The sequence below is a fragment of the Pseudomonas sp. B414 genome (assembly GCF_055408445.1).
In genome coordinates this window covers 26,525-42,260 of the sequence record NZ_JBUZTQ010000020.1, presented here as the reverse complement: position 1 = coordinate 42,260, position 15,736 = coordinate 26,525, and the positions used below count along the sequence as shown (strand labels likewise).

The window sequence follows — 15,736 nt, the reverse complement described above, 5'->3', positions numbered from 1 at the left end:
ACATGACTGCTACTTGCGAATTTACCCTGGCCGAATTGTTGATCGTGGCCGCCTGTGAAGCCTGGCGCGGCAATGGTGAAGTGATCGCTTCGGGCCTGGGTGTGATCCCGCGTCTGGGCGCGAGCCTGGCCAAGCTGAGCCACAGCCCTGAGCTGCTGATGACCGACAGCGAAGCCTTTCTGGTGGAAGAGCCGATTCCTTTGGGGCCGCGTGGCGATTACCAGCCGCGCTACTCGGGCTATCTGTCGTTCGAGCGGGTGTTTGAGTGTGTCTGGGGCGGGCGTCGCCACGCGATGATCGGCCCGACCCAGATCGACCGCTGGGGCCAGACCAACCTGTCGTGCATTGGCGACTATCAAAAACCCAAGGTGGCCATGCTCGGGGTGCGCGGCTTGCCGGGCAACAGCATCAACCATATCAACTCGTTTTTTGTCCCGGTCCATAACACCCGCGCTTTTGTCTCGGGTGAAGTGGACATGGTCTCGGGCGTGGGCTTCAAGGACGAGCGCTGGGAAGAGGGCATGCGCCGCGACCTGATGGATATCCGCCTGATTGTCACCGATCTCTGCGTGATGGACTTTGGCGGGCCTGATCGTGCGGTTCAGGTGCGCTCCCTGCACCCCGGCGTAAGTTTTGCAGAAGTCCAGGAAAAAACCGGCTTCCCGCTGCTCAAGGCGGCCGACCTCAAGCAGACCGTGGCCCCGACCCCGGAGCAACTGGCGCTGATCCGCCGTCTGGACCCCCACGACTATCGCGCAGCCGCGCTCAAGGGCAACCCGCCCGGTATCCGCCAAGCCTGAAGGCAAGGAGCTCATATGAGCCGCGACAGCGAATTTGTGCAGCGGGCTGATACCGCTGTGTATGAAACCGAAGAGCCGGTGCTCTATGCCGTGGCCGATGGCATCGCCACGGTGACGATGAACCGGCCCACGGTCAACAATGCGCAAAACTCGCAGATGACCTATGCCCTGGACGATGCCTTTCGCCGCGCCGTGAATGATGACGCAGTGAAGGTCATCGTGCTGCGCGGCAATGGCAAGCACTTCTCGGCGGGGCACGATATCGGTACCCCGGGGCGCGATATCAACAAGCAGTTCGATCGCGCCAGCCTGTGGTGGGACCACACCAACAAGCCCGGTGGCGAGTACCTGTATGCCCGCGAGCAGGAAGTCTACCTGGGCATGTGCCGGCGCTGGCGCGAACTGCCCAAGCCGACCATCGCCATGGTGCAGGGCGCGTGCATTGCCGGCGGGCTGATGCTGGCCTGGGTGTGCGATCTGATCGTGGCCAGTGACGAGGCATTTTTTCAGGACCCGGTGGTGCGCATGGGCATTCCGGGGGTGGAGTATTTTGCCCACCCCTACGAACTGAACCCGCGCATTGCCAAGGAGTTTCTGTTTACCGGCGACCGCATGAGCGCCGCACGTGCCTATCAAATGGGCATGGTCAACCGCCTGTTTGCCCGTGATGAGCTGGAAGCGGGCACCTATGCCCTGGCCGCTGCCATTGGCAAACAGCCACGCATGGGCCTGGCCCTGACCAAGCAGGCGATCAACCATGTTGAAGACTTGCAGGGCAAGCGCACGGCCATGGATGCGGTATTTGCCTGGCATCACTTCGCTCATAGTCATAACGAGCTGCTCTCGGGAGACAAGCTGGGCGGCTACGATGCCAAGGCCATGATTGAAGCGAACAAGAACGCTGCGGGAGAGCGTCAATGAGCGAGTATCTGCAAACGGCATTGACTGCTGCTCTGGGCTGCCGCTATCCCATCGTGCAAACCGCCATGGGCTGGGTGGCGGACGCCAATCTGGTGATCGCCAGTACGCGCGCCGGAGCCTTCGGTTTTCTGGCCGGTGCGACCCTTGCAGCGGACAAACTGGAAGCTGAAATCCAGAGGGTGATCGAAGCCACCGGTGGCAGCAATTTCGGTCTCAACTTTCATATGTTCCAGGAAAATGCCGCGCAGTGCGTGGACCTGGCCATCGAGTACCGTTTGCGTGCTGTCAGTTATGGCCGTGGTCCGGATCGCCAGACCATCGAGCGTTTCAAGAAGGCCGGGGTGTTGTGCATTCCTACCGTGGGTGCGCTCAAACACGCGATCAAGGCCGTGGAGCTGGGCGCGGACATGATTACCGTGCAGGGCGGTGAAGGAGGCGGGCATACCGGTGGTGTGCCGAGCACCATTTTGTTGCCCCAGGTGCTGGATGCAGTGCAGGTACCGGTGATTGCCGCGGGCGGTTATTCCACCGGCCGCGGGCTGGCCGGGGCACTGGCTACCGGCGCGGCCGGGATCGCCATGGGTACGCGGTTTTTGATGACCCAGGAATCGCCTACCCCCATTGCAACCCTGGAGCGCTATGTAAAAGTCGCCGACCCGCAAAAAATCCGCGTGACCCTGGCGGTGGATGGCATGCGCCACCGGATGATTGAAAACGCTTTTATCAATCGCCTGGAAAAGGCCAGCGCCTTTGGCCGTCTGCGTATTGCCCTGGGTAGCGCCTGGCACTGGAAGCAGCAGACCGGCATGAGCCTTGGGCATATGCTCGGTGTGTTTGCCCAATCGGTGAAGGAAGACCCCGGCGCCTTGGCGCAAACCGTGATGGCGGCCAACCAGCCGGTGTTGTTGCAGCGCTCGATGGTCGATGGCGTGCCCGATGAAGGCATCCTGCCGTGCGGCCAGGTGGCGGCCGCCATTGGCGAACTTAAAAGCTGCCAGACCCTGATCGACGAGATGGTGCAAGAGGCCGAGCGTTGTCTGCTCGCGGTGAGCGCACGTCATTCGCCAACGCGCTGTCAGGCGCTGGAGCCAGCAGCTATCTGAAACGCCTCTAAATGCTGTAACTGCATTTCTCCTGATACAAAACTGGCGCCATTAAGGCACTGGGGCATAGAACCTGATCACTACACTTTTTAATCATTGTGCAGTTCAGGAAGCTGACTTATGCCCCAAGCCTTGCATCGCCATACCCCCTCCCTGACGGCCTACGATCCCCGTGGCCTGGCCATTCGCTCAGTGGCCTACCATCGGCGTACCGCAGCAGAGGAGCCACAGGCGCGGGTCAGCCGCCAGATGTTCGGTGCCAGCGGTTATTTAACCGAGCAGTGGGACCCGCGCCTGACTGCAGCCCCCAATCTACGCAACCGCTATTCACTGTCGGGGCGTGTATTGCATAGCGACAGTGTTGATCGGGGTTCACGTATCGCCCTGTCAGGGGCTGGCGCAGAACTGCGTTACAGCTGGGACTCGCGGGGTACGCGGTGCAGTTATGAATACGACGGTTTACTGCGCCTGACGGCCGTCTTCGAACAGGCTGAGGGTGCGGAGCAAGCGACCTGCGTCGAGCGCTTGACCTATGCCGATAACAGCGCTGGGCACGCGGAGCATAATCGTTGCTCACGATTGCTGCGTCATGACGATCCCGCGGGCTCTGTGTGGTATGAGGACTACGATCTGCAGGGACAGGAGATCAATCAGTCGCGAAGCTTTTTGAGTGACAGCTTTCAACCTCCCGATTGGCCTGAGCAGGCAGAGCTGCGAGAGCGCTTTCTGGAACGTGAGGTATTTCGCAGCCAGTGGCGCTACGGTGCTTTAGGCCAGCTGCTTGAGCAGACGGACGCCAAAGGCAACCGGCAGCATTCGCGCTATGAGGTGGACGGTTTGCTGACGTCCCTGGCGGTCAATCTCAACAATGGCCGTCAGCATACCCTGGTGCAGCACAGAACCTACGGTGCGAGCGGCAATATAGAAGTTGAACGGGCGGGCAATGGGGCGGTAACTGTACGCACCTACAACCCGATGGATGAACGCTTGCAGCAACTCAAGACTCACCGTTCCGGCAAACCGGACGACGTGCTGCAGGACCTCACCTATGGCTATGACCGTGCTGGCAATGTGCTGAGCATCCGTGATGCCGCGCAGCCGCTGCTGTGGTCCGACAACACACGGCTGGAGGCATTGAGTACCTTTGGTTACGACAGTCTCTACCAGTTGATCGAAGCCACTGGCCTTGAAAACGCCGCCAATGGCAATGGCCCGCAATTGCCTGTTGCAGCACACTTCGGCGTGGCCAATGGTCATCGCCGACGTAACTACCGCCAGACATACAGCTACGATGCAGGCGGCAACCTGGCCAGGTTGCAACACACGCCCAGCCACGGAACCGGCTATACGCGAACCCTGAGCCTGTCGAACCTGAGCAATCACGGCCTTGAACTCAGGCCGGGCATGGCTGCCAGCCCTGGGTTGGGCGGGGGGTTCGACGGCAACGGCAACCAGCAGGCACTTGAGCCCGGGCAGGCGTTGGACTGGAACCTGCGCAATCAACTGCAGCGCGTTACCCAGGTCACACGGGCGAATGGCGCCAATGATGACGAAATTTACGGCTACGACAGCAACGGCGTCCGGGTGCGCAAGATCAGGCGGTTTAATGTTCGCAGCCAGACTCATCGCGACGAGGTGTATTACTTGCCTGGTCTCGAAATTCGCCGTAACAGTGCTACGGGTGAATGGCTGAACCTGCTGACTGTGGGCTCGGACCACAACAACGTGCGCATCTTGCAATGGGAACAAGGTCGCCCCGAAGGTATCGAAGATGGACAGGTGCGCTTCAGCTTCTCTGATCATCTGGGTAGCAGCACCCTGGAACTTGATCAAAGCGCCCGCCTGCTCAGCCATGAAGGCTTTTACCCCTATGGTGCGACCGCCTGGTGGGCGGCCCGAAATGCTCTTGAGGCTAGCTACAAAACCCTTCGCTATTCGGGTAAGGAACGGGATGCCAGTGGCCTCTACTACTTTGGCTACCGTTACTACGCACCATGGCTGGCACGCTGGATCAGTGCCGACCCGGGCGATGATATTGATGGTCTTAACCTGTATGCAATGGCTCGCGGCAACCCTGTCGGCAGGGCAGACGGGCAGGGGTTGCAAAGCTCCGATGTGGTTGAGCGCTCTGGCGTGTTTGCGGCGGTGCAGACCGCCGCCAAAGAAATGTCGAGCCTGGTCAGAGCGCGCTTGCAGGCCTCCAGTGCGGCCGCGATTCGTGATGCACTGGCAACTTACATCAGCAATGCCGTGGGGGCAGGGGTCGATATTGCTCTTTTTGAGGGGCGTCAGCCGGGTCGGGGGCTCAACAATACCCTTAGAAGTGCCGTAGCAGTCCTTGATGCATTGACCGTGATGCATATGAGCACCGGGCTCTTTGGGCACTTGACCCGCTGGAGCCCTTTGATCGGTTTTTTTGCCGCCACCGCAGCGGACAGGGGCTTTGAGCTGCGAGGTGCAAGCGAGGGCGGGGGCTCCGATGAGGTCTGGGACCCTGTGGCCCGAGTGCGGCTGGCAGGGCATGTACGTGCCTTTACCCGGGAAATCGTGCAACAGGCCTTGAGCGGCTTCGGTGAAAACGTGTCCTGGGGCCAGACCCCGGTGCGGGCCAGAATCCCGCGCACACTCATGGCTGCAGGTGCCTATGGTCTGGCCACTGTGCCCAATGCGATCTTCGGTCAGCATGTGCCGGGGCCGCTGGTGCCGAATCTGGGGCCTGCGATTGAGGCTTACGATGCGGCGGCGGGCACGGCCATTCGTGCCGGTCATGCCACTGCGCGGTTTGATCGTCATGTGCAAACGCTGCAGGTACCAGGGGTATTGGATACGCTGCAGGGTGGCTTGAGCCGAATGTTTAATCAGACCTGGAGTTACTGGGCCGGGGTCGCTATTGAAGCCATTGCCGCGTTTGCCACCGGCTCGCCGGTTGCTTCCCAAAGTGCCAGGGCCAGAGCCTGGGTGGGGGCTGCAAAAGGAGTAGTGTCGGCACTGACCGAAGTGCGCGGGCTGTTGCTGCAAACGGCCAAAAGTGGCTACAGCAGCCTGTTCAAACGCTGGAGCACAGTAAAAAACTGAATACAGCCTGATCTGCTTTTTGTGGGCGCCTCAAAGCCTGTGGGAGCGGGCTTGCTCGCGATGCAGGCGACACGGTCTTGCAGGTAAACCGCGTTGCTGCCATCGCAGGCAAGCCTGCTCCCACAGAGAGCAAACCAGTGCAAGCATGCAAGCCCACAAGCCAAGGGTGGGCTCAGGACAGGAAACCACCATCCACATTCAGCGATACCCCGGTGGTATAGCTCGACGCATCGCTGGCCAGATACAGCACGGCACCGGCCATCTCGCTCGGCTCAGCCACGCGTTTGAGTGGAATCTGTTGCAATGCGGTCTTGAGGATGGCGTCGTTGCTGACCAGCGCCGAGGCAAATTTTGTATCGGTCAGCCCCGGCAGCAGGGCATTGCAGCGGATGCCAAAGCCGGCGCATTCCTTGGCGAACACCTTGGTCATATTGATCACCGCCGCCTTGGTCATCGAATACACGCCCTGAAACACCCCCGGCGATACACCATTGATCGAGGCCACGTTGATGATGCTGCCACCACCCTGCTCACGCATCAGTTTGCCGGCTTCCACCGACATAAAGAAATAACCGCGGATATTTACATCCACAGTTTTCTGGAACGCGCCAAGGTCGGTATCCAGCACATTGCAAAATTGCGGGTTGGTCGCGGCATTGTTGACCAGAATATCGATACGCCCGAAGTGTTCGCGGATACGGGCAAAGGTCTGGGTGATTTGCTCCATTTCACCGATATGGCAGGCCATGGCCGTGGCCTTGCCGCCATCGGCGATGATTGCATCTGCCACTGGCTGGCAGCCTTCGAGCTTGCGGCTGGAGACGATGACATGAGCGCCTTGCTGGGCCAACAGCTTGGCGATGGCCTCGCCGATGCCACGACTGGCACCGGAAACAAATGCGATTTTGCCATCAAGGTCGAACAGTTGAGTCCTGGGCATGCTGATTCCTTGTGATATCGGTCTTAAAGACTGGAGCGGCGAATGACGTTGAGGCTCATCTGTTCCAGCAAGGCGTTCATTTGCACAAACTGCGCAAAACGTTTGTCCTGGGTCTGGCCGTGGTAGAAACGGTAGTAGATTTGCTGGACGATACCCGCCAGACGGAACAGGCCGTAGGTGTAGTAGAAGTCGTAGTTATCTATCTGCAGCCCTGAGCGTTCGGCGTAGTAATCGACGAACTCGCGGCGGGTCAGCATGCCGGGGGCATTGCTTGGCTGGCGCCGCATCAACTGCACCGGGGCCGGGTCGCCCGCTTCGATCCAGTAGGCAAGCGTATTGCCCAGATCCATCAGCGGATCGCCCAGGGTGGTCAGCTCCCAGTCCAGCACGCCGATGATTTGCATCGGGTCGGCAGGGTCGAGGATCACGTTATCGAAACGGTAGTCATTGTGCACGATGGCCGGGGTGGGGTGGTCCGCCGGCATTTTCGCCTGTAGCCAGTCCTTTACCGCCTCCCAGCGCGGTGCGTCCGGGGTCAGGGCTTTTTCGTAGCGCTCGCTCCAGCCGCTGATCTGGCGTTGCACATAACCCTGAGGCTTGCCCAGGTCGCCCAGGCCGCAAGCGTTGTAGTCCACCCTATGCAGTTCGACCAACCGTTCGACAAAGCTCTTGCACAGGGTTTGGCTGGCCTCGGCGCTCAGCCCCAGTTCGGCAGGGATATCCGAGCGCAAGATGATGCCCTTGACCCGCTCCATTACATAGAATTCGGAGCCGATCAGGGTTTCATCTGTGCAGTGGGCGTAGGCTTTGGGGCAGTAGGGGAAAGCATCCTTGAGCTGATTGAGGATACGGAATTCGCGGCCCATATCGTGGGCCGACTTGGCCTTTTGTCCAAACGGCGGGCGACGCAGCACCAGTTCCTGGCCCGGGTATTCAATCAGGTAAGTCAGGTTCGAGGCCCCGCCCGGGAACTGGCTGATCGCGGGTTGCCCCACCAGCCCCGGGATTTGCGCCTTGAGGTATGGATCAATGCGGCTGGCATCGAGTTCTTCGCCGGAACGCACGCGGGTGGACGAGTCGGTAAGCGCCATGTTTATCTCTTCTGCTTATATTTGTGGCAAGGCAACATTCGCTAATCTAATGGGCAAGGCGTGAGCCGACAAGCCACTCGCAGCCTTAATAGACAGGGGTGTTAGCAGGGCATCATCCCCCTTGATAACCATTGCCCGAGCAAAGCACAGGGCAAAAAAAACCGAAGCGCGTGGGCTTCGGTTTTGGCTGTTGCCCGCGGTTTAAGCCGGGAACAGTTCGCTCAGCTTCATGGCCAGCATCATGTCGCCTTCAGCGCGCAGTTTGCCGCCCATAAACGCTTGCATGCCGTCGGTTTCGCCGCTGACGATGCCTTCCAGGGTTTCCCCGTCCATGACCAGAGTGACCTGGGCGTCCGGATTCTCGCCTTCCTGCAGTTCACAGGTGCTGTCTTTGACGATCAGCGAGAAGTGCTTGTCTTCATCAATGCGGAAACCAAAAACCAGGTCCAGGCCTGCAGCAGCGGCTGGGTTGAATTTGGCTTTCATTGCTTGAACGGCATCAGCTACAGAAGTCATGGTTCGATCCTTATATAGGGTGGGTTACAGCGGCCCGGAGGCCACGGTTGCCATCGCTCAACGATAAGTGATGAGTGACGGCGTCTTCAACAGTTGCAAATGCACATGACTGTTGAAGGAAGCCAGGGTTACCTCGCGGCCATTGAACTTGAGCTGGCTGAGCGAGGTATTGACAATTTGCCAGGCCAGCTTAAAGGCATCACTGGCAGGAATCTGGGTCAGCAGGTGGATCAGCGCCGTAATGGTGCCTGCCGAGGTGAACACGGCAATGGATTGTTGGCCCTTGGCCAGATCCAGAATTCGGTTGAGCCCGGCCTGGGCCCGTTCGACAAAGCCCAGCCAGCTTTCCAGGCCAGGCGTGTCGTAGGTGCCGCTGAGCCAGCGCTCGATAATCAGTTCAAAGATGCGCTGGAATTCTGCCGGGTTGTGCGCGGCATTATGCATCGCCGCCAACGCTTCAGGCTCGTCTGGCAACAGGCCAGGCAGCAGGGCGTCAAGGATAGCGAAAGCGTCAAATTCGTTGAATGCTGCATCTACTTCAAGTGTGGGAGCAGGCAACCCGGCAGCGCTGAACTGCGCCATGACATGCTGCGCTGTGTCTTGCTGGCGCGACAGATCACCCGACAGGCAGCGGTCAAAGCGCAGGCCCAGATCAACCAGATGCTGACCGGTAATGTGTGCCTGGCGCACGCCCAGTGGTGACAACTTATCGTAGTCGTCTGCACCGAAGGAGGCCTGGCCATGTCTTATCAGATAGATGCTGCCCACGTCCGCGTCGTCCCGGTCCGCTGAAAGTCAGGCGAGGTTAGGAGGATGGCAAGTGGCTGTCAATGAAAAAACATACGCTTGTTTGAATTCCTGTCTGAGCCTGTGTCCAAGGTGTTTCACGGCTGGCAGCCCCCGGTTCGCGCCGGTATGCTGGTTGTCATTGCGCAGCCCTGACCCACGGGCTGCAGACGTTTTAAGGAGAGGCTGTGGAATTTCTTGCCGAGTACGCCAGTTTTCTGGCTAAAACCGTGACCCTGGTGGTCGCCATTGTGGTGGTGCTGGTGACCATTGCAGCATTGCGTGGCAAAGGGCGTCGCGCCACCGGGCAGTTGCAGGTCATCAAGCTCAATGATTTCTACAAGGGCCTGCGTGACCGTCTTGAGCAATCCCTGTTGTCCAAAGGTCAGCTAAAGGCGTTGCACAAGCAGACCGCCAAAGCGGACAAAAAGCTGAAAAAACAGCCTGAAGACAAGCCCAATGTCTTTGTTCTGGACTTTGCTGGCGATATCAAGGCTTCGGCAACTGAAAGCCTGCGCCACGAAATCACCGCCTTGCTGACCCTGGCCAAACCGACTGACGAAGTGGTGCTGCGCCTGGAAAGCGGCGGCGGCATGGTGCACAGCTATGGCCTGGCCTCATCGCAACTGGCACGTATTCGTCAGGCGGGTATTCCGCTAACGATCTGTATTGATAAAGTCGCGGCCAGCGGCGGCTATATGATGGCGTGCATTGGCGAAAAGATCATCAGCGCACCCTTTGCGATTCTGGGTTCCATCGGTGTCGTGGCACAGTTGCCCAACGTCAATCGCCTGCTCAAAAAGCATGATATCGACTACGAAGTCCTGACGGCGGGCGAGTACAAGCGGACCTTGACGGTATTTGGCGAAAATACCGAGAAAGGCCGTGAGAAGTTTCAGCAGGATCTGGATATCACCCACCAGTTGTTCAAAAACTTCGTGTCCAAGTACCGGCCGCAACTGGCCATTGATGAAGTGGCTACCGGGGAGGTCTGGCTGGGGGTGGCAGCGGTCGACAAGCTTTTGGTCGATGAGCTGAAAACCAGTGATGAATACCTGGCCGAGCGGGCGAAGGATGCACAGCTGTATCACCTGCACTATGCCCAGCGCAAAAGCTTGCAGGAGCGTGTCGGGCTGGCCGCCAGCAGTTCGGCCGAGCATGTAGTCGACTCATTGTGGAGCCGGTTGACTCAGTCGCGCTTCTGGTAAGGCGACAGGCACTGCTGCAGTTGAATAAGTGCGGCAGTGCCCTTTGAAGTGCGGTAGTTATATGTAGTTTTGATTCTTTTTTTAAATACATAATCTGAAAGTTGATCAGTTAATTAGCCGACTCGTATTTGGCGTTATCTATAAGCTTGAGGCTCGAGTCCTGTATCGAGCCAACGCCATGACCGACGCCATTAAATACATTTTGTCAGACCCTGAACGTTTCGCTGCTGAATATGCCCGCGAGTTGGCAAGTACGACGGTTGAAAATCAACACGAAACTTATATTCCTGAGTTGCTTGCCCCCTGGTTTAAATGTGCGTCGCCGCCATTGCGTGAAGCATTACGCAATAGCTTCAGGCGCGGGCATGAAACCCGACGCAAGGTCGAACAGGTATTGGCCGGGGTGCAGCCCATAGAGCAATTTGCCGAACCCTTGCTTAAACAAGCGCTGGCCGCTCGTGGCTGGGCAGATATCGATCCCAAGACCCATGGCATCAAACAGGTACGTTTTTTGAGTAACCTGGTGCTGTTTTTTGCCCGTGAGCAATTCAGGCTCGCTGACACACTGATCCAGCAAATATTGCCCGAGGTGCTCGCACCTGAGTCAGTGGAGCTGAATCTGGTTTCCAGTATCACCCGGCACAGCCTGCTGCAGGCGGCCATGCAGAACTTTGAAGCCGATGAGGCCGGTGAGGGCGGCTTCGACCAAGGATCGTGCATCTATGCAGTCAGAGGTGCCCGGCAAGTCGAGCTGGCCGCATTCAAGCCCATAGATTTTGCGCAGATCTGTCGCGACTTGAATCTTGGCATGCAGTATCAATGGCACCTGGCTCGCGTGTTTGAACCTGCGGATGACAACTTGCCCGCGGACAATGTCAATTCCACAGCCTACAAGCTAAAGGTTGTATTCAGTGAGAACATACGCAATGAGTTTGAAAGCGCCTTGCACATTGCCTATATGAAGGAGGAAATAACCTCACACACTTATTTTTTCATATTTAATTTTTTGAATGCTCCAACCGCCGTATATGCGCGGACGCAATCAGTCCATGGCACCCTTCAAATCATGGGTTTTGAAGTGCGCGGTGCGATGGTGTTCTGGCCGCAAGGCAAGTCTGCCGAACAACGGCAATCCTGTGTGTTGTATTTGCCCAATAGCCCAAACAACCCGTTCCATGAGTTTGAATCCTTTGATTTGCTCAAGGCCACGCTGCGCGACTGGTTGCGAAACAGTGAGTTCGCGAACTTCTTCTTCCAGTTGGTGCCACTTCGCTATCGAGCCGAGTTCATGCGGCGCACGGATATGAAAAACATGACTTGGGACTCGCTGCTGCTGCGTCGCCCGCCGATTATCAATGAGCCGGCGCTGATGGCCGAGACCCGGCATTTACCCCAGTCTGGAGATCCATTTATGTTGGCCTGGCGCCTGCAATTGGCGCAAATAAAAGATGATGCCAGGTTGTTGATAGTCCCGACCGAAGATGAAGACTCCAAGAGCCGCTTGGCGCGTCAGGCATCCTTTTTGAACATGGGTCTGAGTTTATTGACGCTGGCATTGGGATTTGTGCCCGTGCTGGGTGAGTTTTTGCTGGTAACCGGTGTCATCCAGTTGGGTGTTGAAGTGTATGACGGGATCAAGGCGTGGCAGCGAAATGACCGTGTAGCCGCGTTGGAGCATTTGTTTGATGTCGCCGAGAATCTTGGCCTGATCGCCGCTGGCAGCGCAGCAGCCAAAGTACTCAAGCCCTCGCCGGTGGTGGATGCACTGGTTGCGGTCAAAACGGTCAAGGGTGAGAAACGCCTGTGGCGGCCGGATCTGCGGCCCTACCAATACCCAAGCCAGTCTGTCAGCGGTCTTGAACCTGATGCGCAAGGGCTCTATCGCACGGGGAACAAGCAATTTATCAGGCTGGATGACAAGGTGTTCCAGGTCAAAACTGATGAACAGACGCAAAGATGGCATATCCAGCATCCCACAGAGCCGCAGGCCTACACCCCGCGAGTCAGGCATAACGACAACGGTGCCTGGATACATGAGCTCGATGACCCCATGCACATGTCGCCCTTGCAGTTGTTCCGTCGCCTTGGGCCTGAGGCCCAACGTTTTTCGGACGCAACGGCGCAACATATTCTGGCTGCGTCCAATACCAGTGACGCAGTCCTGCGCAAACTGCATATGAATAACCTGGCGCCATCACCTGCGCTGGCAGACAGCATGCGGCGTGTACGCTTGAGCGAAAAGATCGACAGTTTCATCCTGCAAATGCAGCAGGGCGTGAATCTTTCCCCGGATAATGCGCAACTGCACCTGGACTTGCTGACACGGCTCGAAGGCTGGCCGGCAGACAGGGTATTACGAGTGGTGGGTATGGACGGTGGCATAGTCAAGGAGTACGGGCCGACTCTCGATCCCCTGCACCCGCGAGTGCAAATTGCCCAGGCCCAGATTGAAAACGCAGACTTGCTCAAGACCACGCTGGAGTGTTTGTCATTGGCGCAAATCGAGGTTTTGCTGGGTGAACCGGTTGTGGGTCTTGAACCGCAGGTTCAGGCACTGTCGCGCAAGTTGGGCAGCCTGGCCCGGGCTACAAAGGCAGAACTGCTCTCCCGTCTTTATGCCCATGGAGAAGAGCTGACTGCCCGGATGAGCCCGCTGCAACAACAGTTCCCGAGCTTGCCAGCCAGTGTGATGGCTGAACTGCTGGACCATTTGAGCCCGGATGAGACTGCTGCGCTGGACAGTATCGGCCGGCTGCCGCTGCATGTTCTGGAGGAGGCACGAAGCTATGCGCAGACGCTGCGTTTGAACCGGGCGCTGGAGGGGCTGTATTTCGAGAATTTGAGCAGCGCTGACAGCAACGTACTGGCATGGCAGACCGTGACCGGTTTGCATGGCTGGCCAACCAGTCTGCGTTTGGTACTACGCGATAAAGCCACAGGTGAAGTGCTGAGCACTGTGGGCAATCCCTTGGCCAGGTACAGTCGGGAGTTTTTTAAAAGTGCTGGCGAATACCAGTTTTATGAGAGTAATACCGAGGATGTTTACACCAGTCCCTATCTCTCAAACTGTGTGGCCAGAGCGTTGTCGCCTGCAGAGCGAAACTTGCTTGGGCTTCCTGTGGCTGAACCGGCAGTAGTTTTGAGCCGGAAAATTGCTGACCTTGCGGCTCGCCAGCGCGCGCAAAGCGCGAGTGCGCTGGGTATGCAGCGGATCAAATCCTGGTTCAGATCGCCCATGCGGCTGGCCGATGGCCGGCTGGGCTATACGCTGAGCGGTCGTGCAGGGAGGGCTTTGGATGAGGGCAGGGCACTGCAACTCAAGGATATTGTGACGCAGTTGTACCCGTTGATGAGCGAGGAGCAGATCGGCCAGTTTTTGTACCGCATGGATCTCTCACCGGCGTTGACGAGCCGGGCGCTGGTCAGGCTCAAGGCCGAACTTGAAACCCTGCGCAGCGATCTTGACCAGTGGGTCGGTTCCATGGTCTGGAGTCAGCCGCGCAACGGGCCGCGGGTGCTGGTGTCGATGCGCGACAAGCGTGCCATCAGCCAGGCACTGACCCAGGCATGGCGCAGGCAGACCGAACGTGTGGAGTTTGGTGATCACGCAGGGTATGTACTGGATCTGAACTCCTGGCCGGTTGACTGCCTGCCGCTATTGTCGGCTGATTACCCGCATATCAGTGAATTGCGCTTGAGTAATTCAGCCAACGGTAATTTCCCTGGGGCATTTCTGGAAAAATTTCCAAACCTGCGTGCCCTGTCCCTGAAGAACAATCAGCTCAGCGACCTGCCTGGCGAAATAGCAGGCATGTACGAACTGATCGAATTGAACCTGCAGGGCAATCAGATCGTATTGAACAGTCGCAGTGCCTCGGTTCTTTCGGGACTGGTCAAGCTCAAGTCGCTGAACTTGACCGGCAATACCCTGGGCAGGCGCATCTCGGTGCGACGCATGGCTGATCTTGAGCACCTGCACTTGCGCTATACCGGCCTGCTGACCTGGCCTGAGGGAGTGGAGTCACTCAGCAAACTGCAGACCCTGGACCTGCGCGACAACGCGATCAGCCGTATACCGCAGGAGGTGTTTGCTGCGGACAGAACCGCCATCAACCGTGTCACCCACTTGCATGACAACCCCTTGAGCGCCGACTCCTTGCGTCGCCTGGAAAACTACCGGCGTGAGTACGGCATCAACTTTGGCATTGCTCCACGACATCAGCATGTGGTGCAGGCTCGGGGTATCTTGCATTGGGCGTCCCGGCCAACATTTGCAGAAACCAGCGTATGGAATGACCTGAGAGGAACGGCCCGGTCGACTGATTTTTTTCGCGTACTGGAAGATCTCAGCGTTTCCTCACAGTTTTTGCATCAGCGTGAGAGCTTAAGCCAGCGGGTATGGAAAATTCTCAATGCAATGCACAGCAACAGTGAATTGCGCGACCAGTTGTTTGAGGTTTCGGCCAACCCCAATACCTGTGCCGATGGCATTCCCATGATCTTTGCCGATCTGGAACTGCGCCACCTGATTTTTACTGCCCGCAGTGCCGCCAACGCTGAGGAGCAATTGCTGAAGCTGGGGCAAGGGCTGTTTCGCATTGAGCTGCTGGATAAACACGTGCAGGGAGTAGTCGAGGCACGGGTGGCTGCTATTCACGCCGAGCAGGCGGGGTATGTGCAGCAATTACAGGATTTGATAGATATGCAACGGGCGGACTTTGCCCCGCACCCTCTGGCTGACATGACGGCGGAGCAGCAGCAGGGCGTGGCTTATCGTCTTGGCACGGAGCAAGCCCTGGTGTTGGCGCAGAGGCTGAGCCCGGCTGATTTGCAGGCCCGTATCGATCAGGTCGAGCCACTCGAAGTGCAGATGTTTTATCAGGTCAAGCTGGCCGAGAGTCTTGATCTGCCAGCGCGGCCCGAGAGCATGATCTTCGAACGAATGGCCAAGGTGACACCTGAGCAGTTGCAAGTCGCCAAACAGTCTGTGCTCAGCGGGGACACGCACGCGGCGAAGATTGCTTACCTTGTAAAGCAGGGATTTTGGGAGAACTTCCTGGAGAAGAAATACCCCGAACATTTCCAGTCCGTGGATTCACCGCTGCATGAGCGCATGCAGTTGCTTTATATGGCGCGGGAAAAGCTGTCCAGTCAGGACTATGTGTCGAAAACCCAGGAGGTGGGAGATCTGAGGCTGGTGAACAGGCAAGAGCTGATTGCCCGCTTGACCCGTGAAGAAATCGAAAGGCATCCGTTTGCACCAGTGCAACCTTCAACCTCCAGCACCTTGTAAACG

The 15,736-nt window shown here is 57.9% G+C and carries 10 protein-coding genes; 6 read left to right on the top strand and 4 right to left on the bottom strand.

Annotated elements, in window-relative coordinates; all coding sequences use genetic code 11:
• The first annotated feature begins 2 nt into the window (after nt 1-2).
• The 4 genes from ACZRMH_RS16945 to ACZRMH_RS16930 all read left to right on the top strand — a co-directional run bounded on the left by ACZRMH_RS16945 (nt 3) and on the right by ACZRMH_RS16930 (nt 5,899).
• Complete coding sequence (locus ACZRMH_RS16945) at nt 3-800, top strand: CoA-transferase subunit beta (RefSeq protein WP_464014399.1); 798 nt, start codon at nt 3-5, stop codon at nt 798-800.
• A gap of 15 nt (nt 801-815) precedes the next feature.
• Nucleotides 816-1,721 carry an enoyl-CoA hydratase gene (locus tag ACZRMH_RS16940; RefSeq protein WP_464014398.1) on the top strand — a complete coding sequence of 302 codons (906 nt, stop codon included), beginning with the start codon at nt 816-818 and terminating at the stop codon, nt 1,719-1,721.
• Complete coding sequence (locus tag ACZRMH_RS16935) at nt 1,718-2,824, top strand: NAD(P)H-dependent flavin oxidoreductase (RefSeq protein ID WP_464014397.1); 1,107 nt, start codon at nt 1,718-1,720, stop codon at nt 2,822-2,824. Before ACZRMH_RS16940 ends, ACZRMH_RS16935 begins: the two co-directional genes overlap by 4 nt.
• Nucleotides 2,825-2,944: 120 nt before the next feature.
• On the top strand, nt 2,945-5,899 hold the full coding sequence (locus ACZRMH_RS16930; RefSeq protein ID WP_464014396.1) for an RHS repeat-associated core domain-containing protein: 2,955 nt from the start codon (nt 2,945-2,947) through the stop codon (nt 5,897-5,899).
• Nucleotides 5,900-6,071: 172 nt separating this feature from the next.
• On the opposite strand, the gene ACZRMH_RS16925 is transcribed toward ACZRMH_RS16930, so the two are convergent.
• From ACZRMH_RS16925 to ACZRMH_RS16910, 4 genes are all read right to left on the bottom strand, one after another.
• Entirely contained in the window at nt 6,072-6,839 is a 768-nt protein-coding gene (locus ACZRMH_RS16925; RefSeq protein WP_464014395.1) for an SDR family oxidoreductase, read from the bottom strand.
• A gap of 23 nt (nt 6,840-6,862) precedes the next feature.
• Entirely contained in the window at nt 6,863-7,930 is a 1,068-nt protein-coding gene (locus ACZRMH_RS16920) for a phosphotransferase family protein (RefSeq protein WP_464014394.1), read from the bottom strand.
• A gap of 201 nt (nt 7,931-8,131) precedes the next feature.
• Nucleotides 8,132-8,446 carry an SCP2 sterol-binding domain-containing protein gene (locus ACZRMH_RS16915; RefSeq protein ID WP_122394693.1) on the bottom strand — a complete coding sequence of 105 codons (315 nt, stop codon included), beginning with the start codon at nt 8,444-8,446 and terminating at the stop codon, nt 8,132-8,134.
• 57 nt (nt 8,447-8,503) lie between these two features.
• Nucleotides 8,504-9,214 (bottom strand): histidine phosphatase family protein, encoded by a 711-nt coding sequence (locus tag ACZRMH_RS16910; RefSeq protein WP_464014393.1) that lies wholly within the window; start codon nt 9,212-9,214, stop codon nt 8,504-8,506.
• 206 nt (nt 9,215-9,420) lie between these two features.
• Between ACZRMH_RS16910 and sohB the strand changes: the two genes are divergently transcribed.
• Together sohB and ACZRMH_RS16900 are read left to right on the top strand one after the other, a co-directional pair.
• Nucleotides 9,421-10,440 carry a protease SohB gene (gene sohB / locus ACZRMH_RS16905; protein WP_464014392.1) on the top strand — a complete coding sequence of 340 codons (1,020 nt, stop codon included), beginning with the start codon at nt 9,421-9,423 and terminating at the stop codon, nt 10,438-10,440.
• A 178-nt stretch (nt 10,441-10,618) separates the two neighbouring features.
• On the top strand, nt 10,619-15,733 hold the full coding sequence (locus ACZRMH_RS16900; RefSeq protein ID WP_464014391.1) for an NEL-type E3 ubiquitin ligase domain-containing protein: 5,115 nt from the start codon (nt 10,619-10,621) through the stop codon (nt 15,731-15,733).
• Nucleotides 15,734-15,736: the final 3 nt, after the last annotated feature.

What these genes read in the sequence shown, in the direction of transcription:
- ACZRMH_RS16945 (WP_464014399.1), top strand. Translation starts at nt 3, where the DNA reads ATGACTGCTACTTGCGAATTTACCCTGGCCGAATTGTTGATCGTGGCC.
- ACZRMH_RS16940 (WP_464014398.1), top strand. Translation starts at nt 816, where the DNA reads ATGAGCCGCGACAGCGAATTTGTGCAGCGGGCTGATACCGCTGTGTAT.
- ACZRMH_RS16935 (WP_464014397.1), top strand. Translation starts at nt 1,718, where the DNA reads ATGAGCGAGTATCTGCAAACGGCATTGACTGCTGCTCTGGGCTGCCGC.
- ACZRMH_RS16930 (WP_464014396.1), top strand. Translation starts at nt 2,945, where the DNA reads ATGCCCCAAGCCTTGCATCGCCATACCCCCTCCCTGACGGCCTACGAT.
- ACZRMH_RS16925 (WP_464014395.1), bottom strand. Translation starts at nt 6,839, where the DNA reads ATGCCCAGGACTCAACTGTTCGACCTTGATGGCAAAATCGCATTTGTT.
- ACZRMH_RS16920 (WP_464014394.1), bottom strand. Translation starts at nt 7,930, where the DNA reads ATGGCGCTTACCGACTCGTCCACCCGCGTGCGTTCCGGCGAAGAACTC.
- ACZRMH_RS16915 (WP_122394693.1), bottom strand. Translation starts at nt 8,446, where the DNA reads ATGACTTCTGTAGCTGATGCCGTTCAAGCAATGAAAGCCAAATTCAAC.
- ACZRMH_RS16900 (WP_464014391.1), top strand. Translation starts at nt 10,619, where the DNA reads ATGACCGACGCCATTAAATACATTTTGTCAGACCCTGAACGTTTCGCT.